The sequence below is a fragment of the Labrenzia sp. CP4 genome, from assembly GCF_001579905.1.
Lineage (GTDB): Bacteria > Pseudomonadota > Alphaproteobacteria > Rhizobiales > Stappiaceae > Roseibium > Roseibium algicola.
Genome location: NZ_CP011927.1, coordinates 4,285,567 through 4,307,429, shown reverse-complemented (window position 1 = coordinate 4,307,429; position 21,863 = coordinate 4,285,567). Strand labels below are relative to the sequence as shown.

Sequence of the window (21,863 nt, the reverse complement as noted above, 5' to 3'; positions counted from 1 at the left end):
ACGCACGTAAAGCAAAGCTTACGTTCTGCGGTTTTTTTTGCATTGCGGCAGGAGAAAATCCGGCCCGGTCGCAAAAGCATCGACATGCCGCTTGATCCCGGGGATCAAAATGGTTACATATGCAACTAAATTCATCTCCGAACCGGGAGGACGTCATGGATCAGAGAACCGACAGCAATCAAAATCTAGCTGGAAACGGCCGTAACACGGCGGATCTGGAATATATGCCGGGCTTCGGCAACGATTTTGAAACCGAGGCTCTGCCGGGCGCCCTGCCGCAGGGCATGAACAGCCCGCAGAAATGTGCCTATGGCCTTTATGGCGAGCAGTTGTCCGGCACCGCCTTCACCGCTCCAAGCCATCAGAACGAAAGGACCTGGTGCTATCGCATCCGCCCGTCGGTCAAGCACACCAGCCGGTTCAGGAAGATCGACCTGCCTTACTGGAAATCGGCTCCGAATGTCTGCGACGACGTGGTTTCGCTCGGCCAGTACCGCTGGGATCCGGTGCCACATACGGATGAAGGCCTCAACTGGCTGACCGGTATGCGCACCATGACGACGGCCGGCGACGTCAATACACAGGTTGGCATGGCCAGCCACATCTACCTGATCACCAAGTCGATGGAGGACGAATATTTCTACTCCGCCGACAGCGAATTGCTGGTGGTTCCGCAGGAAGGTGTCCTCAGGTTTTGCACCGAGCTGGGCGTGATCGAGCTGGAGCCGAAGGAAATCGCAATCCTTCCGCGTGGCCTCGTTTACCGGGTCGAGCTGGTGGAAGGTCCGGCGCGCGGGTTCGTCTGCGAGAACTACGGCCAGAAATTCGAACTGCCGGGCAGGGGGCCGATCGGGGCCAATTGCATGGCAAACCGCCGAGACTTCAAGACGCCTGTCGCGCACTACGAGGATCGCGATGCCCCGTCGACGGTGACGGTGAAATGGTGCGGCCAATTCCACGAAACAAAAATCGGTCACTCGCCTCTCGACGTTGTTGCCTGGCACGGCAACTATGCGCCCTGCAAATACGACCTCAGGAACTATTGCCCGATCGGGTCGATCCTGTTCGATCATCCCGATCCGTCGATCTTCACGGTGCTTACCGCTCCGTCCGGCGTTCCGGGCACCGCCAACATCGACTTCGTGCTGTTCCGCGAGCGCTGGATGGTGATGGAAGATACCTTCCGGCCACCCTGGTATCACAAGAACATCATGTCGGAGCTGATGGGCAACATCTACGGCCAGTACGATGCCAAGCCGCAGGGTTTCATTCCCGGTGGCATGAGCCTGCACAACATGATGCTGCCGCATGGGCCGGACAACAATGCCTTCGAAGGTGCTTCGAATGCCGACCTGAAGCCGGAAAAGCTCGACAACACAATGTCCTTCATGTTCGAGACCCGTTTCCCGCAGCACCTCACGGAATTCGCTGCCAAGGATGCTCCGCTGCAGGACGATTACATTGACTGCTGGGACTCGCTGGGCAAAAAATTCGATGGCACGCCCGAAGGGACCTGGAACAAATAGCCAAATCATCCAGGATTTGACCAACCGCAAACGGCAGATTGATCCGCACAGGTAGGTTACCCTGAACCTCCGGCGTCCCGCCGGGGGCGGACAAGAACAAAGGCAGGAAGCCGCTGGCGGCTTCCCGGGAGAAACATCGCCGGGCACCACGGTCTGGCGAACATTAGGAGCTGAAAACCCGATGAAACTGGCAACGCTCAAGGATGGCAGCCGCGACGGCAAGCTGGTGGTGGTCAACGACCGCCTGACCTTCTGCACCGACGCAAGTCACATCGCGCCGACTTTGCAGGCAGCGCTCGATGACTGGGAACATGTGGCGCCGAAGCTGGAACTGCTGGCCGAGAGCCTGTCTCACGAAGCCGTACCGACGCTGCGTTTCCATGAACACGATGCTCATTCGCCGCTGCCGCGTGCTTACCAGTGGGCGGATGGTTCGGCCTACGTCAACCATGTCGAACTGGTGCGCAAGGCGCGCGGTGCGAAGATGCCGGAAAGCTTCTGGACAGACCCGCTGATGTATCAGGGCGGCTCCGACACATTCCTCGCCCCGCGTGATCCAATCTCTATGCGCGATGAGGCCTGGGGCATAGATATGGAAGGCGAAATTGCTGTCGTCACCGGCGATGTACCGATGGGTGTCAGCGCGGAAGCCGCGCGCGATCACATCCTTCTTGTGCTTCTGGTCAACGACGTTTCCCTGCGTGGCTTGATCCCGGCAGAACTCGGCAAGGGCTTCGGCTTCTTCCAGTCCAAGCCGTCTTCCGCCTTTTCGCCGGTTGCCGTCACGCCGGATGCGCTCGGCGATGCCTGGAAGGGCGGCAAGCTTCACCTGCCGCTGCATGTCGACCTCAACGGTCAGCCGTTCGGCCGCGCAAACGCGGGCATCGACATGACCTTCGATTTCGGCCAGCTCATTGCCCATGCGGCAAAGACCCGGCCGCTCAGTGCCGGCACGATCATCGGTTCGGGCACGGTCTCCAACAAGCTGGACGGTGGTCCGGGCAAGCCGGTGGCAGAAGGTGGCGTCGGTTATTCCTGCGTTGCCGAGATCCGCATGATCGAAACGATCAACACGGGCGAAGCCAAGACGCCTTTCCTGAAGTTCGGAGACACTGTCCGCATCGAGATGCTCGACACCGAAGGCCATTCGATCTTCGGCGCCATCGAGCAGACCGTGGAGAAATACGAAGGGTAGTGATCGGACCTTCCGGGATCTCGACACCATTTCGGCAAGTAGCCCCTCCGCCTAGTGGGGAGGGGCCCGGGGGTGTGATTTTCCATCCAGGAGAAAGACAAGAGCGCAGCGTTGGGTTGAGCCCTTCCGCCGCAGAATATTTCAGGGAGAGGGCAATGCCTCACGTCGACCCGCTTGACCGGGCGGATCTGCCTCAGTTCGAGGAAAAATTCGCGCGTTACGATGAAATCCGCGGCTTTCTGCCGAACTCGATCCTCACCATGGCGCGCCGGCCGAATATCGCCAAGGCGTTCATGGAACTGAACCAGGCCATCCTTTATGAAGGCACGGTGCCGGAAGACCTGAAGATGATGGTCGCACTCATGACGTCCATGGCGACCGGCTGCCGCTATTGCCAGGGCCACATGGCCAATCTGAGCCACGTCTACGATGTGCCGGACGAAAAGATTGCCGCCGTATGGGAATGCGAGACTTCGCCGCTCTTTACGGAGGCCGAAAAAGCGGCACTGGTGCTGGCCCGCGAGGCTGCCGGTGTTCCGAACGACGTGACCGAAGCTCATTTTGCGGCGCTCAAGCCGCATTTCAACGACGCCGAGATTGTCGAGATCGTCGCTTCGATCGCGCTCTTTGGCTACCTCAACCGGTGGAATGACACCATGGCAACCACAATGGAAGCCCATCCGGCTGCCGTCGCCAAAAAGGCGATGCCCGCATGGGACGAAGGCAAACACGGAGCCTCTGAATGAGCAAGCAATTCGCATCCGCCGGAGACATGACCGAGAAGAAGATCTCCTTCACCGAGATCGGCAAGGATCTCTGGGCCTTTACCGCTGAAGGTGACCCGAACACCGGCGTCATCATCGGCGACGACAGCGTGATGATCGTCGAGGCGCAGGCGACCCCCGAACTCGCCAACAAGGTCATTGAGAAGGTGCGGTCCGTCACCGACAAGCCGATCAGCCACCTTGTGTTGACGCATTACCATGCCGTTCGCGTGCTGGGGGCTGCCGCCTATCGGGCACCGACCGTGATCATGAGCCAGAAGGCCCGTTCGATGGTCGTGGAACGGGGCGCGGAAGACAGGGAATCGGAATTCATGCGCTTCCCGCGTCTGTTCATGGGCTATGAAAACGTCAACGACATTCCGCCTCTGACCTGGCCGACCACCACCTTCAACGACCGCATGACTGTCTATCTCGGCAAGCGCCGGGTCGACCTCAGCTTCCTTGGTCGCGCCCACACGGCCGGAGATATCGTTATCCACGTGCCGGACGCGAACGTCATGTTCACCGGCGACATCGTCGAATACCACTCGGCCTGCTATTGCGGCGACGGCCATTTCAACGACTGGCCGACAACGTTGGAAGCGATCCGTTCCTTCGATGTGGAGGCTATCGCGCCTGGCCGCGGCGATGCGCTGGTCGGCAAGGAGATGGTGGGCAAGGCGCTGACCAACACCGCCGATTTCGTTTCTTCGACCTATCGGCCGGTGGCCCGCGTCGCCCAGGGTGGCGGATCGCTGAAAGAAGCCTGGGACGCCTGCCGTGCCGAATGCGATCCGAAGTTCAAGGATTACGCCATCTACGAACACTGCCTGCCGTTCAACGTTGCCCGGGCCTATGACGAGGCTCTCGGCATCGACACGCCGCGCATCTGGACGGCGGAACGCGACGCCAAGATGTGGGCGGATCTGCAGGGCTGACCCATGAACACTGTCCTGGACCACCTCCGCCTGATGGCCCGCAATAACGCCTACGCGAACGAACGTCTTTACGACGCCTGTTGCCGGTTGTCGCAGGCGGAGTTCGAGGCGGAAAGAACCGGGTTCTTTCCCTCGATCCGGGAAACGCTCAACCACAATTGGGAAGTGGACCGTTACTATCTGGATGCCTTGAAGGAAGAGGGGCAGGGGCTGTCGGTATTCGACACGCCGCATCTTGCCTCTGCAGCAGAACTGAAACCGGCCCAGGAGAGTGTTGACGAGGCTCTGATCGCATTCTGCGACCGCACGGTGGAAGGAGACCTGGACCGGAATGTCGCTCAGGACCGGGGCAAGAGCGGTGTCTTTCACGAGACGATCGCAAACACGTTGCTGCATCTCTTTCAGCACCAGATCCATCACCGGGGGCAGGTGCATGCCATGCTGGCAGGAACCAGTGTTGCACCGCCTCAACTTGACGAGTTCTTTTTGGAGTTCGATCGCCACCCGTCGGCGCAACGTTTCTGGGAAACTGGCTAGCGCTTCGGTGCAAGGATCAGCAGGGCGAGCCAGGTGAGGCCACCTGCAAGAACTATGATCTCGCTCACCACGATGGCGATGCCGACCATGCTCCAATTGTCGGCAAGGACGGTGGCGGGAGCGGCGATGAGAAGCGCAAGGGCGACCGCGGACATCAGTCCGGCAATCAACCGGAATGTCCAGCGTCGGCCGGATGTCAACATGTTCTGACGTGTCAGGACTGGCATGTCACACCTCCTTCTTGGGGGATTGTCTAACGAAAACGCGCAAGCCCCCCTGCGGGTTCCGCGAAACAGGCAAAGGCGAACCGGTTCACGATGCCGGTACGCCTCGGCAATTGGGAGAAACGCCTGTGACCAAGTTGTTTGAAGCGCCGCTTTATCCGTACAAGCGGTCCCAGGATCAGGATGCAGCGACACCCGTTCGCCATCCGGTGGTGATCATTGGAGCCGGACCGGTGGGCCTCGCCACGGCTATCGATCTGGCTCAGGCGGATGTGCCGGTCGTCGTTCTCGATGACAACGACAAGGTTAGCGTGGGCTCACGGGCAATCTGCTTTTCCAAGCGCTCGCTGGAAATCTTCGACCGGCTGGGCTGTGGCGACGAGATGGTCGACAAGGGCGTCGTCTGGAACGTCGGCAAGGTGTTTTTCGGTGACCGGCAGGTCTACGATTTCAACCTGCTTCCGGAGCAGGGGCACAAGCGCCCGGCCTTCATCAATCTGCAGCAATATTATTGTGAACTTCATCTGGTCGAGCGCATTCGCGCTCTGCAGGTGGAAGGCAAGCCGGTGGAAATCCGCGGTGGCAGCCGGGTCGCGAACCTCAACCAGCGGGACGACCACACGCTGGTGACCGTTGAAACAGTCGATGGTGCCTACAATCTGGAAGCGGAGTGGCTGATTGCCTGCGACGGGGCAGGTTCGCCGTCCCGCCGGATGCTCGATCTCGATTTCGTCGGCCGGGTGTTTGAAGACAACTTCCTGATTGCCGACGTCATCATGAAGGCGGATTTCCCGACCGAACGCTGGTTCTGGTTCGATCCGCCCTTCAACAAGGACCAGTCGGCTCTTTTGCACAAGCAGCCGGACGGGGTCTGGCGCATCGATCTTCAGCTGGGCTGGGACATCGACAAGGAAGAAGAAAAGAAACCGGAAAACGTCATTCCCCGGCTCAAGCAGATGCTGGGCGCGGATGTCGAATTCGATCTGGAGTGGGTGTCGATCTACACATTCCAGTGCCGCCGCATGGAAAAGTTCCGCCATGGCCGGGTGATCTTTGCCGGCGACAGTGCTCACCAGGTGTCGCCTTTCGGTGCGCGTGGTGCCAACTCCGGGTTCCAGGATGCCGACAATCTCGGCTGGAAGCTGAAGCTGGTCATTGACGGCAAGGCTCCGGAAAGCCTTCTGGACAGCTATGCTTTCGAGCGCGAAATGGCCGCAGACGAGAATATCCTGCAAAGCTCGCGTTCAACCGACTTCATTACTCCCAAATCGGAAATCAGCCGTATTTTCCGTGATGCGGTGCTGGACCTTTCCGAACATCACGCCTTTGCCCGGCCTCTGGTCAATTCCGGGAGGCTGTCCGTTCCTTGCGTCTATGACGGTTCGAAGCTCAATGGACCGGATGTGGAAGACCTGCCCGCGCGCACAAGACCGGGAAGCCCGGCTGTGGATGCGCCTCTGGCAGACGGCTGGCTGCTGGACTGGCTTGGCAGCGGCTTCCATCTGCTTGGCATCGGCGCCGAAGTACCCGAGAAGCTTCTGATCGACGGTATCGAAATTACCGGTGTCAGCATTGCGACTTCCGCAGCCGGTCAGGAGCTAAAGGCCCGCTATCTGGGTGACGAGCCTTCGGCTGTCTATCTTATCCGGCCAGACCAGCATGTGGCGTCGCGCTGGACAGGCTATGACCCCACTGCGGTCGAAAACGCACTTGCAATTGCACTCGGGAAAGGCGGAGAGGCCTAATGGCGGAGATTGTCACCAAAGCGAACCTTGAAACGCCCGACGGGTTTTATGCTGACCTGCTGACCGCCCATGAAGGCCTCACAAAGGCCGAAAGCGATGCGTTCAATGCCCGGCTGATCCTGTTGATGGCAAACCAGATCGGTGAGCGGCAGGTGCTCGAAAAGCTGCTTGAGGCCGCCAAACAATAGGTCGAACATGGCGTCGCGCAGGTGCTGTTGCCGTAGGCATTGAGGCTTTTGACGAGGGTGTGGGAGATTCGCCCAATCACACCCTCGGTAGAATTTCAGTTTCACCTGATAGCAATGCAGGTAATCGGAATTATTTTGGGCAAAAATAATTTTCAGAAAAATGTCCAGTATCGCCTTGTCGATAAAGACTAAAAAACGCCCGATTTAATTCGTGACGGCTAACAAAAGTCGAACCCGAAATTTTTCACCAATTGTTTATCTGCCCACACCTTCAATCGCAGAAAGTGCGGGGGAAACAATGTCCAGGTTACTTACACCTTTAAAGAATGTGCGCCTTTCTGCGAAAGTAGGCGGTGGCTTTGCAGCCATGATTCTGGTCGCCGCCGCGGTCGGTGCCGTGGGCGCGGTCGCTATTCTCGGCCTCAGAACACAGTCGGATGTCAGTGCGAAGGCAACAACCGCAATGGCAAACCTTCAGCAGGTCGCACAAGCGCAGGAAGCCTATCTCTCGGATCGCACACCGGAGCTGGCTGACGCGGCCCGGTTTCAGATTGAACAATTGGAAACTGCGCTGGTCACGCTCGATGGCGTCTCGGGGCCTGGAGAGGGCGAAACGGCCACCGCAGCGGCCATCTCGCTGGTAGGTCAGCTTGGTGGTGAGTTTGATGGTGTCGTGCAGGCTGTCGAGAACAGGCAGACTCAGGTCGACAAGTTGCTGCGGTCCGCTGTCAATCTGGCAACCATCGCTGCCCAGATCAACGACAAGATGAGCAAGATCCAGCGCGATGCGGGCGGCGCCGCCAAGACCGCATCAGGCACACGCAACCGGGCTGACAAGGTCGGGCGCATGTTGTCGGATATGGAAGACCTCGTCGCCGGTCTGGAAACCAGGATCGCCGAGGTGAGTGAAGGTGCTGATCTTCCGCCTGAAACGGTGGCGGCCATTGTGGAAGGCACGCAGACCCTGGCCAAGACGGCAGCGAAGGCTGGAAAGCTGAAGGTGGACGGCGTAGACCCGGCAAAGGTCAAGGAATTGGCAGACATGGCGGCAGCGCTCGGTGTAAAACTGCCGAAGGCGGAAGGGGAAGGCGCTCGGCCGGCACCAGTGTCGGCTGCCGTTGCTGCGGATCTCGTAGCGGGACTGGAAAAACTCCACACTCAGGCCTCTGCCTTGCGCAAGACGGTTTATGCGGCAACCGATGACGCCAAGTCGATTGCCGGCAAGGCAACGTCGAAACTCGGTATCGTCGATCTCGTCAATGTGAACGTGAACAAGTACCAGAACGCGTCCCTGGATATTCGCTCTGCGACAATGGAGTATTTTGCCGGCTTCGATACAATTGGTGCGGAAGAGGTTCTCAACCGTATCGAAACGCTGCGCTACCTTGCCAATCTGCTGAAGGCGGACAGTGCCGCTTTCCCGGAAATCGCGGATGCCATTGCGTCGATCGAGGCGGAGGTTGGCACTTATGAGGCCGAATTCGCCGCCATGGTCACCGCGAAGGATGCGTTTGATGTCAGACGGACAGAGCTTGTTGCACTGTCCGGCAAGGTTCGCAGCGTCATCACGGCCCTCACGGAGGCTCAGTCCGCGGGAGCTTATGCGCGGGCCGATACCGCGCTTGGGCTGATCGCGGTCGCACTCGTCGTCGCCGTTGCAGTCGGTGGACTGCTGGCCTTTGTTCTTTCTCTCGTGATAACGCGCCCGACACGGGCGTTGACCGAAGCCATGGGCCGCCTCGCGGAGGGGGATATTGACGCTACCATTCCCTCGACTGATCAGCAGGACGAAATCGGAGACATGAGCCGCACCGTTCAGGTGTTTCAGGAAAACGCCCGCGAACGGATTCGCCTGGAAATCGAAGCGAATGCCCATCGCGAGGCCCAGAATGCGCGTCAGCAGGATATCGAGGATCTGATCCAGAACTTCCGTGGTGAAATCCAGGAACTTCTTGGTGCGCTGGACGAAACGGCCGCCGGCATGTCCAACACAGCTTCGGCACTTGGCGGCATCGCGGAAAGCAGTGCGGAACAGGCAGGCGATACTTCCAGGGTCAGTGAAGACGCCAGCATGAGCGTTGAAAACGTTGCCGGTGCGGCCGAGGAACTGTCGGCATCCATCGCCGAAATCGGGGAACAGGTACGCCGGTCTTCCGACATCGTCACGTCGGCGACGAGCGCGGTACACGAGACCAACGGCAAGGTTCAAGGACTGGCGGAAGCTGCCTCGAAGATTGGCGAAGTGGTCAGCCTGATCCAGGCGATTGCCGAACAGACCAATCTTCTGGCGTTGAACGCCACCATCGAAGCCGCTCGTGCAGGCGAAGCAGGCAAGGGCTTTGCCGTTGTGGCCGCCGAGGTCAAGGAACTGGCGACACAGACTTCGAAGGCGACCGAAGAAATCTCGTCCCAGATCCAGACCATTCAGAACTCCACCAGCGAAGCCGTCGCGGCCATCGGGGCAATTTCCGACACGATGGAAGAGGTCAACGGTTACACTCAGGGAATCTCGGCAGCCGTTACCCAGCAGGGCGCGGCCACCAACGAGATTTCCGGCAATGTGCAGCGGGCAGCCCAGAGTACGCAGGCTGTTCAGACCAATATGTCCAGCCTCGCCCGGGCGGTTGGCGATACCAAGGAAGCATCGGGGGATGTTCTGGCTGCTTCAGGAGACCTGAGCAACCGCAGCAACGCTCTGAAGCAGGGAATTGAAACCTTCCTGGCCCGCGTTGCAGCAGCTTGACGGCAAACGGGAAAGGCAACACTTCGGCACCCCACCGGACTCCGATCCGGTGGGGTGCTTTTTATTCGATTGATACATCGGCATGACACGCTTCAACCTTAATGCAGGAACAAGGTTGGGCTTGCCCGGTGACGCCGCGTTCTTCCTGAGGTGGTTCGCCCGGCGAAGGCACATGAAGACAAGAATGATATTGCAACTCATTCGCAACAAGCTTGACAGTTGCGAATGAGTTGCAATATCACTTGCAGAAATGATGTTCGAACCGGGATATGGTGATGTTGAAAAAACTGCTTCTGACGGTCTCTCTTGCGGCACTTGCAGCCGGACCGGTAAACGGCGCTTCCGCACAGGACAAAATGAAAGTGGTGACCACATTCACCGTTCTTGCCGACATTGCGCAGAATGTTGCCGGGGAGACCGCCGAAGTGGTCTCGATCACCAAGCCGGGTGCGGAAATCCACGGTTATGAGCCGACACCGCAGGACATCGTGCGGGCATCCGACGCGGACCTGATCCTGTGGAACGGCATGAACCTTGAGCGTTGGTTCGAGCAGTTTCTGTCCAACCTAGGCGACATCCCCTCCGTAACCCTGACAGACGGGATCGAACCGATCTCGATCGCGTCGGGTTCCTATGAAGGAAAGCCGAACCCGCATGCGTGGATGGGCCTGGACAACGCGCTGATCTATATCGACAACATCTCCAAGGCATTTGCCCAATACGACCCGGAGAATGCGGAGGTCTATGCCGGCAACGCGGATGCCTACAAGGCAAAGCTGCGCGAAACCATAGAGCCGCTGCGCCAGGCCGTTGCCGATATCCCGGAAGAAAAGCGCTGGCTGGTGACCTGTGAAGGCGCGTTCAGCTATCTCGCTCGTGATTTCGGCATGAAGGAACTGTACCTCTGGCCGATCAACGCCGATCAGGTCGGCACGCCGCAGCAGGTCCGTTCGGTGATTGACGGCGTGCGTGAGCACGACATCCCGGTCGTCTTCTGCGAGAGCACGGTCAACACTTCGCCTGCCAAGCAGGTGGCCCGGGAAACCGGCGCGAGATATGGCGGCGACCTTTATGTCGATTCCCTGAGCGAGGCGGACGGCAAGGTGCCCACTTACCTGGATTTGCTGAAGGTCACCTCGAGCACGGTGGTCGAGGGGCTGAAATCCAATTCACAGTGATGGCCCGTAATAAAGACTGCCCGGCAGCATGACCCGATGCTGCCCTTGATTGTGTCACAGTAACTTCGGATTGTACTGGAAAGCCTACATGCTGAATGTCATCAAGGACCCGGTTATGGATATGCCCAACGTCAGGGACGATGGCGGAATTGCCGCCGAAGACGTTACGGTTACCTACCGGAACGGACATACGGCACTCTGGAACGCCAGCTTCTCGATCCCGCGCGGCACCGTTACGGCTCTGGTCGGCGTCAATGGCGCGGGCAAGTCGACGCTGTTCAAGGCCATCATGGGGTTCGTGCCCACAGCCAAGGGGCGCATCCGGATCCTGGATATGACCGTCCGGGAAGCCCTAAAGAAGAACCTCGTCGCCTACGTTCCCCAATCGGAGGAAGTCGACTGGTCATTCCCCGTTCTGGTGGAAGACGTGGTGATGATGGGCCGTTATGGCCACATGGGGTTTTTGCGCCGGCCAAAACCAGCGGACCATGCCGCGGTCGACCAGGCACTGACCCGCGTGAACATGCAGGATTTCCGGCATCGGCAGATTGGCGAGCTTTCCGGCGGTCAGCGCAAGCGCGTCTTTCTCGCCCGCGCTCTTGCCCAGGACGGCCAGGTGATCCTGCTGGACGAACCGTTCACCGGTGTCGACGTGAAAACCGAGGAACAGATCGTGGCATTGCTGCGGGAGTTACAGGCCGAAGGCAGGGTGATGCTTGTCTCCACCCATAACCTCGGTTCCGTTCCCGAATTCTGCGACAGGACGGTGCTGGTCAAGGGAACGGTGCTCGACTACGGGCCAACCGCGACAACCTTCACCCGTCAGAACCTGGAGAAGGCCTTTGGCGGTGTGCTGCGCCATTTCACCATTTCCGACCAGACCCTGCACACCGATGGCGATCAGCGTACGGTGACGATCCTGACCGACGACGAGCGCCCGTTCGTTCAATACGGCGACGAAGTGCAGACAAGAGAGGCGCGCGACTGATGGAGCCTTTCAGTTTCGCCTATCTTCTCGAACCCTTTCAATACGGCTACATGACCAACGCCATGTGGGTTTCCGCACTTGTCGGCGGGGTTTGCGCCTTCCTGTCGTCCTACCTGATGTTGAAAGGCTGGTCGCTGATCGGCGATGCCCTGTCTCATTCGGTCGTGCCGGGGGTGGCCGGTGCCTATATCCTGGGCCTGCCGTTTTCCCTTGGGGCCTTTCTGGCGGGCGGACTTGCAGCCGGGGCCATGCTGTTCCTGTCCGAACGTTCGGGCCTCAAGGTCGACGTCATCATCGGCCTCATCTTCACGTCCTTCTTCGGCCTTGGTCTCTTCATCGTTTCCATCAGCCCCATGTCGGTCTCGGTCCAGACGATCACCATGGGCAACATTCTGGCCATCACGCCGGAAGATACCCTGCAACTGGCCATCATCGGCTTTGTGTCGCTGGCGATCCTGACGCTCAAGTGGAAGGATCTGATGGTCACTTTCTTTGACGAAAGCCATGCCCGCACAATCGGTCTGAGGCCCGGTCTCCTCAAGGCAATCTTCTTCGTGCTTCTGTCCGCTTCCGTGGTTGCGGCCATGCAGACGGTCGGGGCCTTTCTCGTTATTGCGATGGTGGTCACGCCCGGTGCGACAGCCTACCTCTTGTGCGACCGCTTCCCGCGCCTGATCCTGACCTCCATCGCGATCGGCACGCTGACCAGCTTTGCCGGGGCCTATATCAGCTACTTTCTGGACGGAGCCACAGGCGGTATCATTGTCACCTTGCAGACCCTGATCTTCCTGTTCACATTCGTTCTGGCGCCAAAGCACGGCCTTCTGGCCGCCAGGCGCAAGTCGGCGGAAGCCCTGCGCCGGGGATACGCTGCGGACGTTGCGAAATCAGAAGCGGGAGATCAGGCCTGATGGACCTCGAAACATTGCTTCTGCCGTTCAAGTTCCCCTTCATGCAGAACGCGTTTCTGATCTGCGTGATCGTGTCCATCCCGACAGCTCTCTTGTCGAGCTTCCTGGTGATCAAGGGTTGGGCCCTGATGGGGGACGCTGTCAGCCACGCAGTTTTACCCGGCATCGTACTGGCTTACATCTTTGGCATACCATTGATCGTCGGCGCTTTTGCCGCCGGCATGGTTTGTGCCGTGCTGACGGGTTACCTGTCAGGCAATAGCCGGGTGAAGCAGGATACCGTGATGGGGGTCGTGTTTTCCGGCATGTTCGGTGTCGGCATCGTGCTTTACGTCTCGATCCGGACAAACGCTCATCTGGACCATATACTGTTCGGCAACATGCTGGGTGTGGAGCAGCACGAGCTTGTCACCGCAGGCGTTATTGCCCTTGTTGTCGGCGGTGGGCTGGTGCTGAAGTGGAAAGACCTTCTGTTGCACAGTTTCGATCCGGCCCAGGCTCAGGCCTCCGGTTTGCCGGTAAAGCTGTTGCACTACGGCCTTCTGGCGGCACTGTCGCTGACGATCGTGGCAACGCTTTCTGCTGCGGGCCTTATCCTGGCGGTTGCCTTGCTCATTGCACCCGGGGCAATCGCATTCCTTTTGGTCCGCACCTTCAAGTCGATGCTTTACGTGTCGGTGCTGGTCTGCATGGTGTCAATGGTCGCAGGCACCTACGCCAGCTTCTTTCTGGACAGCGCGCCGGCCCCCACCATCGTCCTCATTTTGACAGCCGTTTTCATCGCCGCGTTTGCCCGCCGCCAGATCCTGACCCGGCAGGCTTCCCTGCGCCGCGTTGACGACGCCGCATAGGGACGGATCCTGCCATACCGAAAGAGAACCGGTGCCGGACGCTCGGCACTGGTTTCGGGCAATCACTACGCTATCTGGATAGAAATCCCGGCCAGAAGACGTTCTCACGGCGGTTCCGGCAGTCAGTTTCTATATCATAGGTAGAATTTGCAAAGATGGAACAACTCATTGGCGTGAAAGTGTGTCGTTTCGCTTACAAATTGGTACACCTTATCGATTGTTGGCATACGGGAATTGCCGTAGATAACTGGTTTCAGGAAACAACCGTTTTCGGCAGTGCCGGCAAGTTCTGATCGGAGTTCCAATTGTCAATTTGGAAACAGCTCGTTCTCACCCTCCTGGTTGTCATCGTGGCGGCGGGGCTCTGGGTTCGTTATTATCCGGGAGCCGGCACGCACCTGTCCGCCTGGGGGATCGACTGGCTGGATTTTGCCGTCGCCGATGCAGCGCCTAGCGGAGGCGATCAACCACGGCGTGGCCGGGGTGGGCCGCAAGGCGCCGTCGTTGCAACGCCGGTCGTCGAAATCACGATCAATGACCGTCTGTCGGCGATCGGTACCAGCACGGCACTGCAGTCTGTTGCCGTGACGCCTTATACAAGCGGCCGCATGACTGAGGTTCTGGTCAAGTCCGGCGCCACCGTGAAGGCAGGAGATGCCATTGCCAAACTGGATCTGGACGCCGAGCAGATCGCCGTCGAGAGAGCCGCAAATGCTCTGAAGGATGCCGAGGCCCGGCTTCAGCGTATGCAGGTGCTGCGAAAAACCAATACGGCTACGGCTGTTCAGGTGACAGACGCGGAACTCTCGGTAGACAATGCGCGGCTGCAACTTCGCGAAGCCGAACTGGCGCTCTCCCGCCGCTCCATCGAAACTCCGATCGCCGGCGTGGTCGGCATTCTTCCCATTACCGCAGGCAATTACGTTTCCTCGCAGACCGTCATCGCAACCATTGACGACCGCAGCGAAATTCTTGTCGACTTCTGGGTTCCGGAGCGGTTCGCCTCTGCTATCACAGTGGGATCTCCGATCACCGCCACGTCGGTCGCCCGCCCGGGTGAAACCTTCGAGGGTGTCATCAGTGCCGTCGACAACCGCATCGATATCGACAGCCGCACACTTCAGGTTCGTGCCCGTTTTCCGAACAAGGCCGACAAGTTGAGAGCCGGCATGTCGTTCCAGGTTTCGATGAAGTTTCCCGGCGACAAGTATCCGGCGGTTGATCCGCTGGCCGTGCAATGGGGTTCCGACGGTGCCTTCGTCTGGGCCGTGCGTGAAGGCAAGGGCGTTCGTGTCCCGGTCAGCATTATCCAGCGCAACACCGACAGCGTGCTGGTCGACGCGGAGCTGACGGTCAACGACGAGGTCGTGACCGAAGGCATTCATCTGGTTCGCAACGGAGCCGACGTGACGGTTGCTGACCGCAAACAGGCTCCGGCATCGGACACTCCGGCGACAACTGCTTCCAGCCAAAGCGGTTCCTGAGAATTGACCTGAAGGTCTTGGAGAGATTGCCATGCAGATGGACCGTTTGAAGGAACTTGGCATCACCGGCCTGTTCGTGCGGCGTCCGGTTCTTGCCTTCGTGATCAACATGCTGATCGTGGTTGCGGGGATCGCGGCAATTTTCGGCATCGAAGTGCGCGAACTGCCCGACGTCGACCGCCCGGTCATCACCGTCAGCACCGATTATCCGGCCGCAGCTGCCGAGACCATCGACCGTGAAGTGACCGGTGTCATCGAAGGTGCAGTGGCACGTGTCTCCGGCGTGAAGTCTATCTCTTCATCGTCCTCCTTCGGCCGAAGCCGTGTGACCGTGGAATTTTCCGATGATGTCGATCTGGACGTTGCCGCTTCCGACATGCGCGATGCGCTCGGGCGCATCACCAACGATCTGCCCGAGGACGCCGAGCCTTCCCGTATCATCAAGGCTGATGCCAACGCCCAGCCGGTACTGCGCCTGGGTCTGACTTCCGACCGCATGTCGGTCGAGGACATGACGGTGCTGGTGGAAGACGAGATTTCCGACGTCCTTGCCGCTGTTCCGGGTGTTGCGGACGTCCAGGTCTACGGTGACCGCGACAAGATCTTCCGGATCGACATCGACCAGGCCAAGATGGCCAGCCTCAATCTGACCATCGCGGATGTGGCCAATGCCCTGTCCTCCATGGCCTTCGATACGCCGGCAGGCTCGCTGACCAGTCAGAACCAGGATCTGATCGTCCGCGCCACGGCTTCCATTGATACGCCTGAGGAATTCGAAAGCGTCATCATCAATCGCCGCGCAAGGCTCCGCGACTTCGTGACGGTGACACTTGGCCCGGATCTGGGCCAGACACAGCTGCGCGCCAACGGCAAGTCGGGCATCGGCCTTGGTGTCATTCGTTCGGCCCAGTCGAACACGCTCGAGATTTCGGAAGGCGTTCGCTCCGCGGTCGACCGTATCCAGGAGAACCTGCCCGAAGGCATGACCATTGAGGTCACCAGCGATGACGCCACCTTCATCAATGGCGCCATTCATGAAGTCGAGATTGCCCTTGCCATCTCGGTCAGCATCGTTCTGCTGATCATCTTCATTTTCCTGTGGGACTGGCGGGCAACCATCATTCCGGGCGTGTCCCTGCCGGTGGCGCTGATCGGCACACTTGCGGCGATCTATCTTGCCGGGTTCTCCATCAACATCCTGACGCTGCTGGCGCTGGTTCTGGCAACAGGCCTTGTGGTCGACGATGCCATCGTGGTGCTGGAAAACATTGTGCGCAGGCGGAACGAAGGCATCGGGCCACGCGCTGCGGCGGTTCTGGGTGCCGAAGAGGTCTTCTTCGCGGTGCTGGCGACAACGGCGACGCTGATTGCCGTGTTTGTTCCGCTCTCCTTCCTGCCGGGGCAGACCGGCGGGCTCTTCCGCGAATTCGGCTTCGTACTCGCCATCGCGGTGTTCCTGTCTTCCATCGTGGCGCTGTCGCTGTGTCCCATGCTGGCCTCGCGCATTCTCAAGAGCAAACCGGCCGGCAAGGCCGATGATCACGGGGGCGGTGCAGGCGGTCTGGGCCGGATGTTGAGCGCTCTCTACAGGCGCTGCCTGCATGCATGCCTTGATGCGCCGATGGTGGTCGTGGCTATTTCGCTGCTGTTTGCAGCCACCGCGGGTGTCCTGTTTCCCACCATCAAGTCGGAACTGACGCCGACTGAAGACCGATCGATTGCCTTCATGCGCATTTCCGCGCCTCAGGGCGTGAGCCTCGATTACCTGTCTCAGCAGATGCGCCAGATCGAAAACCTGCTGGAGCCTTACCGGGAAAGCGGCGAGATCAACAGCACCTTCTCGATTGCGGGAACAGGCGGTTCCAAGAACAGCGGCTTCATCGTCATGCGTCTGGCGCCGTGGGACCAGCGCGAGCGGTCGCAGCAGCAGATCCTGTCCGAAGTCAGTGCGCTTGTGCGCGATGTACCGGGTGTGCGGGCCTTCGCCTTCCAGCCTAACAGCCTGGGCATTCGCGGTGCCGGGTCCGGCCTTCAGTTTGCCGTCGCGGGCAGCAACGACTATGCGACGCTCGGCGCAACGGCAGACAAGATCATCTCGGCGATGGAGCAGGATCCAAGGTTCCGACAGGTGCGCCTGTCCACCGAGGCCACCCAGCCGCAGCTTTCGGTTTCCATCGATCGCGAACGCGCCTCCGACCTTGGCATCGACATTAACGGACTGGGCACGGCCATGCAGGCCATGCTGGACGGTCGCAAGATCGGGCAGGTTTTCATCAACGATCAGGCCTATGACGTGAAATTCGTCTCCACGTCCAATCCGATCAACGATCCGACGGACATGGAGAACATCTTCATCAAGACAGGTGATGGCCGCTTCGTACCCGTGTCGACCATTGCCAGCCTGGTGGAAAAGGCCGTGCCGCCTTCTCTTGCCAGGGAACAGCAGCTGCGCTCCGTCGCTGTTACGGCAGGTCTTGCGGACGACTTCGCCCTCGGCAATGCCTATGAGGAAGCGCTGAAGATCGCCGAACCGTTGCTGCCGCCCGGTGCCCGTATCGTGCCGCTGGCGGAAACGGCAACGCTGGGTGAACAGTCATCCTCCATGGCGCGCACCTTCGGCTTTGCGATCATCATCATCCTGCTGGTGCTGGCGGCCCAGTTCGAGAGCTTCATCAGTGCGCTCATCATCATGGCGACGGTTCCGCTTGGCCTGGCCTGCGCTGTCTTCGCCATGCTGCTGACCGGGACGACACTCAACGTCTATTCCCAGATCGGCCTCGTGCTGCTTGTGGGCATCATGGCGAAGAACGGCATCCTGATCGTGGAATTTGCGAACCAGCTGCGGGATCGCGGGCAGGGACTGCGCGAAGCGATCGAGAATGCCTCGAACATCCGCTTGAGACCGGTGATGATGACCATGATTTGTACCATTGTCGGTGGCGTGCCGCTGATCATGGCAAGCGGGGCAGGGGCAGAAGCGCGAATTGCCCTGGGGTTTGTCATTGTCGGCGGTCTGGGCCTTGCGACTGTCTCCACCCTGTTCCTGACGCCGGTTGCCTATCTCCTGCTCGGACGGTTCATTACACCGGCCGTTCAGGAAGAAGAGCGCCTCCACAAGGAAATGGACGCGGCAAGGGCGATAGGTCAGCAACCGGGCGAGTGACAACACTGGAAAGCCGGCTTTGGGCTGGCTTTCACCCAACCGCAGACATCTTGGACGCAGCGAAGCTGAGATCCGGGATTGGAGAGCCGGTTCGCGCCAGTTGAGGCAGGTGAACTAGGTATCTTCAAAATCGAACGACAGTGCCTCTCCGATCCCGGCTCACGCTGCGCTTGGCCGGGATGACGATGGGGAGGCTGGTTTTGACAGTGAGCAAAGGCTGCCACCCACCTTTTGGTTTCTCGGCGCAGTCTCCCCTTTCAGTTGGTCATCCCGGACGCAGCGCAGCAAAGATCCGGGATCGGGGTGCCGGTGCAGATGAAACGGGTACCTTGATATCCGAAAGACCAGTTCCGCTCCGATCCTGATTTGTGTCACGCATAGTCGGATTGGTAAGCTGAGGCATCGCGAAAAAAAAACAAACCGCCCGTATGTCCACGGGCGGTTTTCGTTTTTGCTTTACCGCCCGGTGATGGCCGGGAAGAACAGCAGGATACCTACGGCGAGTATCTGCAGGGCGATGAACGGCAGCAGCGAGCGGAAGATCGTTGCCAGCGTTATGCCCGGTGGTGCCACGCTCTTGAGATAGAAGGCGGCAGGCCCGAACGGCGGTGACAGGAACGACACCTGCATGTTCATGCAGAACAGAACGCCAAACCAGACCGGATCGTAGCCGAGATCCTTGATGATCGGCACGAAGATCGGCATCGTCAGCAGCGCGATCCCGACCCAGTCCAGGAACATGCCGAGCACGAACAGGATCAGCATCATGAACAGCAGGATGATGGTCGGATTGTCGGAGATGCCGGAAATAAGGGCCGAGACGAACTTGATGCCGCCCATCAGGTTGAACACTCCGACCAGAGCACTTGCACCGATGCCGATCCACACGATCATGCCGACGGTCTGAAGCGTCTGCAGGGCAGCGCCTTTCAGAAGCTCGAGTGTAAATTCCCCCCGAACCACCGTCGACAACAGCACCCCGGCAACGCCGACCGCCGATGCCTCGGTGACACTCGCGATGCCGCCGTAAATGGAGCCAAGCACGCCGGCAACGACGGTAAGCGGCAGGATCAGCCCCTTCAGGAGGCGGAGTTTTTCCGCCATCGGCACAGGTTCATCGTCCTGTACCGGCGCGATGGCCGGGTTGAGGTAGGCTCGGATCAGGACGTAGGCGACATAAAAACCGGCCAGCATCAGACCCGGCAGAAAGGCGGCGGTGAAGAGATCGCCGACCGAGACATTGGCGGTAAGGCCGTAGATGATGAGTACGATGGACGGCGGTACCATGGTGCCGAGCGCACCGCCTGCGCACACGACGCCGATGGCCAGGTGCTTGTCGTAGCCGAGGCGCAGCATCTGGGGCAGCGCAACAAGGCCGAGCAGCACGACTTCGCCGCCGATGATGCCGCTCATGGCCGCCAAGATCACTGCCACGACGATGGTCTGGATAGCGACCCCGCCGCGCAGGCGTCCGCCCAGCAACTTCATGGCGTCGAACAGATCTCTGGCGATGCCTGATCGATCAAGGATTGCCGCCATCAGAACGAACATCGGCACGGAGACGAAGACGAAGGAACCGACGAAGGAGTAGACCCGGCTGGTGATCAGCGGCACGACCATGGGTCCGAACCAGCCGAGCGCGAAGATCAGCGCAACCAGCAGGGTGACGAAGGCAAGCGGGATGCCTGAGACCAGCAGCACCAGCAGCATCGCGAACATGAGCAGCGTGCCGGTCTCGATGCCGAGCCCTTGAAGGGAGCCGAAGAACTCTGTCACTTGCGCCCCCTGGCATAGTTATAGGCAAGAATGAGGAACTGGACGGCCATCACCGTCATGACAACCAGAAGGAAAACCTTGATCAGGCCCGGAAAGACAGGGTCCCAGGCACTGCCGGAGCGTTCCAGACGGAAGCTGCCATCGGGCCGAAAGGCCGCCTTTTGAACCATCAGCCAGCTGGCGTAGGCAAAAAAGGTGCTGGCCACCATGCAGATGAGCGAGATGACGACGTCAAGGACACGACGCAGAGGTGGCGGCAACGTGTCGTAGATCAGCACGACCCTGATGTGGCGGTCGCGCGCGGTGCAGTAGAGCCCGCCATAGAGAAAGGCGGCACCGCACAGAAAGATGGTGGTCTCGTGCGCCCAGATTGTGGGGGCGTTGAAGACGTAGCGCAAAAGCACTTCGTTGATGAGGATCAGCATCGAAGCAACGATGCCGATGGCAAACAGCAAGCCGCCCCTGTCGATCCAGCGCCCGAGCATGCCGGCCTCGGCAATAGCGCCGGGATCCTTTTCCCGCTCCGGGGTTTCGTTCGGTTCCACCAAGGTTTCCTCCAGCTTCTTTTACAAAACGGGCGCCCGAAGGCGCCCGCCAGGTAACCACATTGAGGCAGCTTACTGCATCAGGCCGTTTTCTTTCAGGTAGCTGGTCAGAACGTCATAGACCTTCTGGGCATTGTCCGAACGTTCGGCGACCTTGGCCCATTCGCCAGTGGCGATGGAGCGGAACTTCGCGCGTTCTTCCGGCGACCAGTCCGTGACGGTCACCTTGCCGCTGGCCTTGGCTTCCTCGACGGCTTTCTGGTCGCTCTCGGCGAGAGCTGCCACCTGCGCGTTGGCGAAATCCCTGACGCTTTCTTCAAGGGCGGTCTTGAGATCGTCCGGCAGGGCATCCCACTTGGCCTTGTTCATGGAGATTTCCACCAGCGGCATGGAGTGGAAGCCCGGATAGACCGGGTTCGGGGCAACGTCGTGCATGCCCTGGGCCTGATTGGTGGAGAAGACCGAGTAGTCGGCTGCGTCGATCACGCCCTTGTCGAGCGCGGTGAAGACTTCAGACCCCGGCAGGTTGACCGGAGCAGCGCCAGCCGCTGCAAACACCTGCTGAACCAGGCCTTCAGGCGCACGCATCTTCAGGCCCTTCAGGTCGTCAACACCGTTCAGCGGAACCTTGGAGACGAAGGCCTCCAGGCCCGGTGTCGTCGCGCCGATGAAGTGCAGGCCGTAAGGCTCTACCAGCTCGTTCATCAGGTCCTTGCCGCCGCCATCATACATGAAGGCAAACATCTGGTCCGGCGACGCCCAGGCGCCAACCGGGTTGGCGATCAGGCCGAAAGCCGGATCCTTGCCGGCAAAGTAGGACGTATCGGTGATATGGCCGTCAAGAATGCCGGATGCGATGGCATCCTGGGTCTCGCTGTGGGCCACAATGGACTCCACAGGCAGCAATTCGACCTCGATCTTGCCGCCGGTCTTTTCCTTTACGCTCGCGGCCCAGCCCTGCTGGAGCACGAAATTCGGGTTGCCTGCCGGGTCGGAAGACTGGAAGCGGAACGAATAGTCCGCAGCCATGGCGGTTGTGGCAAGCGCACCGGCCGCAACGGCGGCAAGAGCGGTTCTGGTCAAGAGTTTGAGCATGATTTCCTCCCT

Annotated in this window: 18 protein-coding genes; 14 read left to right on the top strand and 4 right to left on the bottom strand. The window is 59.6% G+C overall.

Annotation, left to right across the window (positions count from 1 at the left end):
- The first annotated feature begins 155 nt into the window (after positions 1–155).
- The 5 genes from hmgA (at position 156) to ACP90_RS19780 (ending at position 4,960) form a co-directional block, all read left to right on the top strand.
- The gene (gene hmgA / locus ACP90_RS19800) at positions 156–1,526 is read left to right on the top strand and encodes a homogentisate 1,2-dioxygenase (protein ID WP_023000073.1); all 1,371 of its coding nucleotides are present in this window, start codon (positions 156–158) and stop codon (positions 1,524–1,526) included.
- A gap of 181 nt (positions 1,527–1,707) precedes the next feature.
- Positions 1,708–2,721 carry a fumarylacetoacetate hydrolase family protein gene (locus ACP90_RS19795; protein ID WP_062489554.1) on the top strand — a complete coding sequence of 338 codons (1,014 nt, stop codon included), beginning with the start codon at positions 1,708–1,710 and terminating at the stop codon, positions 2,719–2,721.
- A gap of 155 nt (positions 2,722–2,876) precedes the next feature.
- Entirely contained in the window at positions 2,877–3,467 is a 591-nt protein-coding gene (locus ACP90_RS19790) for a carboxymuconolactone decarboxylase family protein (protein WP_023000075.1), read from the top strand.
- Positions 3,464–4,423, top strand: coding sequence for an MBL fold metallo-hydrolase (locus ACP90_RS19785; protein ID WP_023000076.1), 960 nt, complete (start codon positions 3,464–3,466; stop codon positions 4,421–4,423). Before ACP90_RS19790 ends, ACP90_RS19785 begins: the two co-directional genes overlap by 4 nt.
- A 3-nt stretch (positions 4,424–4,426) precedes the next feature.
- Complete coding sequence (locus tag ACP90_RS19780; protein ID WP_062489552.1) at positions 4,427–4,960, top strand: DinB family protein; 534 nt, start codon at positions 4,427–4,429, stop codon at positions 4,958–4,960.
- Here the strand turns inward: ACP90_RS19780 and ACP90_RS19775 are convergent.
- A complete protein-coding gene (locus ACP90_RS19775; RefSeq protein ID WP_023000078.1) occupies positions 4,957–5,187 on the bottom strand; it encodes a hypothetical protein in 231 nt (76 codons plus the stop codon). The genes ACP90_RS19780 and ACP90_RS19775 overlap by 4 nt on opposite strands.
- A gap of 125 nt (positions 5,188–5,312) precedes the next feature.
- On the opposite strand from ACP90_RS19775, the gene ACP90_RS19770 reads away from it, so the two are divergent.
- The 9 genes from ACP90_RS19770 to ACP90_RS19730 all read left to right on the top strand — a co-directional run bounded on the left by ACP90_RS19770 (position 5,313) and on the right by ACP90_RS19730 (position 18,435).
- Entirely contained in the window at positions 5,313–6,929 is a 1,617-nt protein-coding gene (locus tag ACP90_RS19770) for an FAD-dependent oxidoreductase (protein ID WP_062489550.1), read from the top strand.
- Entirely contained in the window at positions 6,929–7,117 is a 189-nt protein-coding gene (locus ACP90_RS19765) for a DUF2783 domain-containing protein (RefSeq protein ID WP_023000080.1), read from the top strand. The genes ACP90_RS19770 and ACP90_RS19765 overlap by 1 nt, the downstream gene beginning before the upstream one ends.
- A 298-nt stretch (positions 7,118–7,415) precedes the next feature.
- Entirely contained in the window at positions 7,416–9,860 is a 2,445-nt protein-coding gene (locus ACP90_RS19760) for a methyl-accepting chemotaxis protein (protein WP_082809791.1), read from the top strand.
- A gap of 269 nt (positions 9,861–10,129) precedes the next feature.
- Positions 10,130–11,038, top strand: a complete 909-nt coding sequence (locus tag ACP90_RS19755) for a metal ABC transporter substrate-binding protein (protein WP_286145692.1) — start codon at positions 10,130–10,132, stop codon at positions 11,036–11,038.
- Positions 11,039–11,126: 88 nt separating this feature from the next.
- Positions 11,127–12,026: a manganese/iron ABC transporter ATP-binding protein gene (locus tag ACP90_RS19750; RefSeq protein WP_062489545.1), complete on the top strand. Its 900-nt coding sequence runs from the start codon at positions 11,127–11,129 to the stop codon at positions 12,024–12,026.
- A complete protein-coding gene (locus tag ACP90_RS19745; RefSeq protein ID WP_023001559.1) occupies positions 12,026–12,937 on the top strand; it encodes a metal ABC transporter permease in 912 nt (303 codons plus the stop codon). Before ACP90_RS19750 ends, ACP90_RS19745 begins: the two co-directional genes overlap by 1 nt.
- The gene (locus ACP90_RS19740) at positions 12,937–13,788 is read left to right on the top strand and encodes a metal ABC transporter permease (protein ID WP_023001560.1); all 852 of its coding nucleotides are present in this window, start codon (positions 12,937–12,939) and stop codon (positions 13,786–13,788) included. Before ACP90_RS19745 ends, ACP90_RS19740 begins: the two co-directional genes overlap by 1 nt.
- Positions 13,789–14,093: 305 nt before the next feature.
- Positions 14,094–15,272 carry an efflux RND transporter periplasmic adaptor subunit gene (locus ACP90_RS19735; protein WP_062489543.1) on the top strand — a complete coding sequence of 393 codons (1,179 nt, stop codon included), beginning with the start codon at positions 14,094–14,096 and terminating at the stop codon, positions 15,270–15,272.
- Positions 15,273–15,303: 31 nt separating this feature from the next.
- A complete protein-coding gene (locus ACP90_RS19730) occupies positions 15,304–18,435 on the top strand; it encodes an efflux RND transporter permease subunit (protein ID WP_062489541.1) in 3,132 nt (1,043 codons plus the stop codon).
- Positions 18,436–18,891: 456 nt separating this feature from the next.
- On the opposite strand, the gene ACP90_RS19725 is transcribed toward ACP90_RS19730, so the two are convergent.
- The 3 genes from ACP90_RS19725 to ACP90_RS19715 form a co-directional block, all read right to left on the bottom strand.
- Positions 18,892–20,154 carry a TRAP transporter large permease subunit gene (locus tag ACP90_RS19725; RefSeq protein ID WP_051990172.1) on the bottom strand — a complete coding sequence of 421 codons (1,263 nt, stop codon included), beginning with the start codon at positions 20,152–20,154 and terminating at the stop codon, positions 18,892–18,894.
- Positions 20,155–20,207: 53 nt separating this feature from the next.
- A complete protein-coding gene (locus tag ACP90_RS19720) occupies positions 20,208–20,756 on the bottom strand; it encodes a TRAP transporter small permease (RefSeq protein WP_031269566.1) in 549 nt (182 codons plus the stop codon).
- A gap of 72 nt (positions 20,757–20,828) precedes the next feature.
- Complete coding sequence (locus ACP90_RS19715; protein ID WP_055658597.1) at positions 20,829–21,851, bottom strand: TRAP transporter substrate-binding protein; 1,023 nt, start codon at positions 21,849–21,851, stop codon at positions 20,829–20,831.
- Between the last annotated feature and the right edge of the window lie 12 nt (positions 21,852–21,863).

Coding starts and splice junctions, on each gene's coding strand:
- hmgA (WP_023000073.1), top strand. CDS start 156: ATGGATCAGAGAACCGACAGCAATCAAAATCTAGCTGGAAACGGCCGT.
- ACP90_RS19795 (WP_062489554.1), top strand. CDS start 1,708: ATGAAACTGGCAACGCTCAAGGATGGCAGCCGCGACGGCAAGCTGGTG.
- ACP90_RS19790 (WP_023000075.1), top strand. CDS start 2,877: ATGCCTCACGTCGACCCGCTTGACCGGGCGGATCTGCCTCAGTTCGAG.
- ACP90_RS19785 (WP_023000076.1), top strand. CDS start 3,464: ATGAGCAAGCAATTCGCATCCGCCGGAGACATGACCGAGAAGAAGATC.
- ACP90_RS19780 (WP_062489552.1), top strand. CDS start 4,427: ATGAACACTGTCCTGGACCACCTCCGCCTGATGGCCCGCAATAACGCC.
- ACP90_RS19775 (WP_023000078.1), bottom strand. CDS start 5,187: ATGCCAGTCCTGACACGTCAGAACATGTTGACATCCGGCCGACGCTGG.
- ACP90_RS19765 (WP_023000080.1), top strand. CDS start 6,929: ATGGCGGAGATTGTCACCAAAGCGAACCTTGAAACGCCCGACGGGTTT.
- ACP90_RS19760 (WP_082809791.1), top strand. CDS start 7,416: ATGTCCAGGTTACTTACACCTTTAAAGAATGTGCGCCTTTCTGCGAAA.
- ACP90_RS19755 (WP_286145692.1), top strand. CDS start 10,130: ATGGTGATGTTGAAAAAACTGCTTCTGACGGTCTCTCTTGCGGCACTT.
- ACP90_RS19750 (WP_062489545.1), top strand. CDS start 11,127: ATGCTGAATGTCATCAAGGACCCGGTTATGGATATGCCCAACGTCAGG.
- ACP90_RS19745 (WP_023001559.1), top strand. CDS start 12,026: ATGGAGCCTTTCAGTTTCGCCTATCTTCTCGAACCCTTTCAATACGGC.
- ACP90_RS19740 (WP_023001560.1), top strand. CDS start 12,937: ATGGACCTCGAAACATTGCTTCTGCCGTTCAAGTTCCCCTTCATGCAG.
- ACP90_RS19730 (WP_062489541.1), top strand. CDS start 15,304: ATGCAGATGGACCGTTTGAAGGAACTTGGCATCACCGGCCTGTTCGTG.
- ACP90_RS19725 (WP_051990172.1), bottom strand. CDS start 20,154: ATGTTCGCGATGCTGCTGGTGCTGCTGGTCTCAGGCATCCCGCTTGCC.
- ACP90_RS19715 (WP_055658597.1), bottom strand. CDS start 21,851: ATGCTCAAACTCTTGACCAGAACCGCTCTTGCCGCCGTTGCGGCCGGT.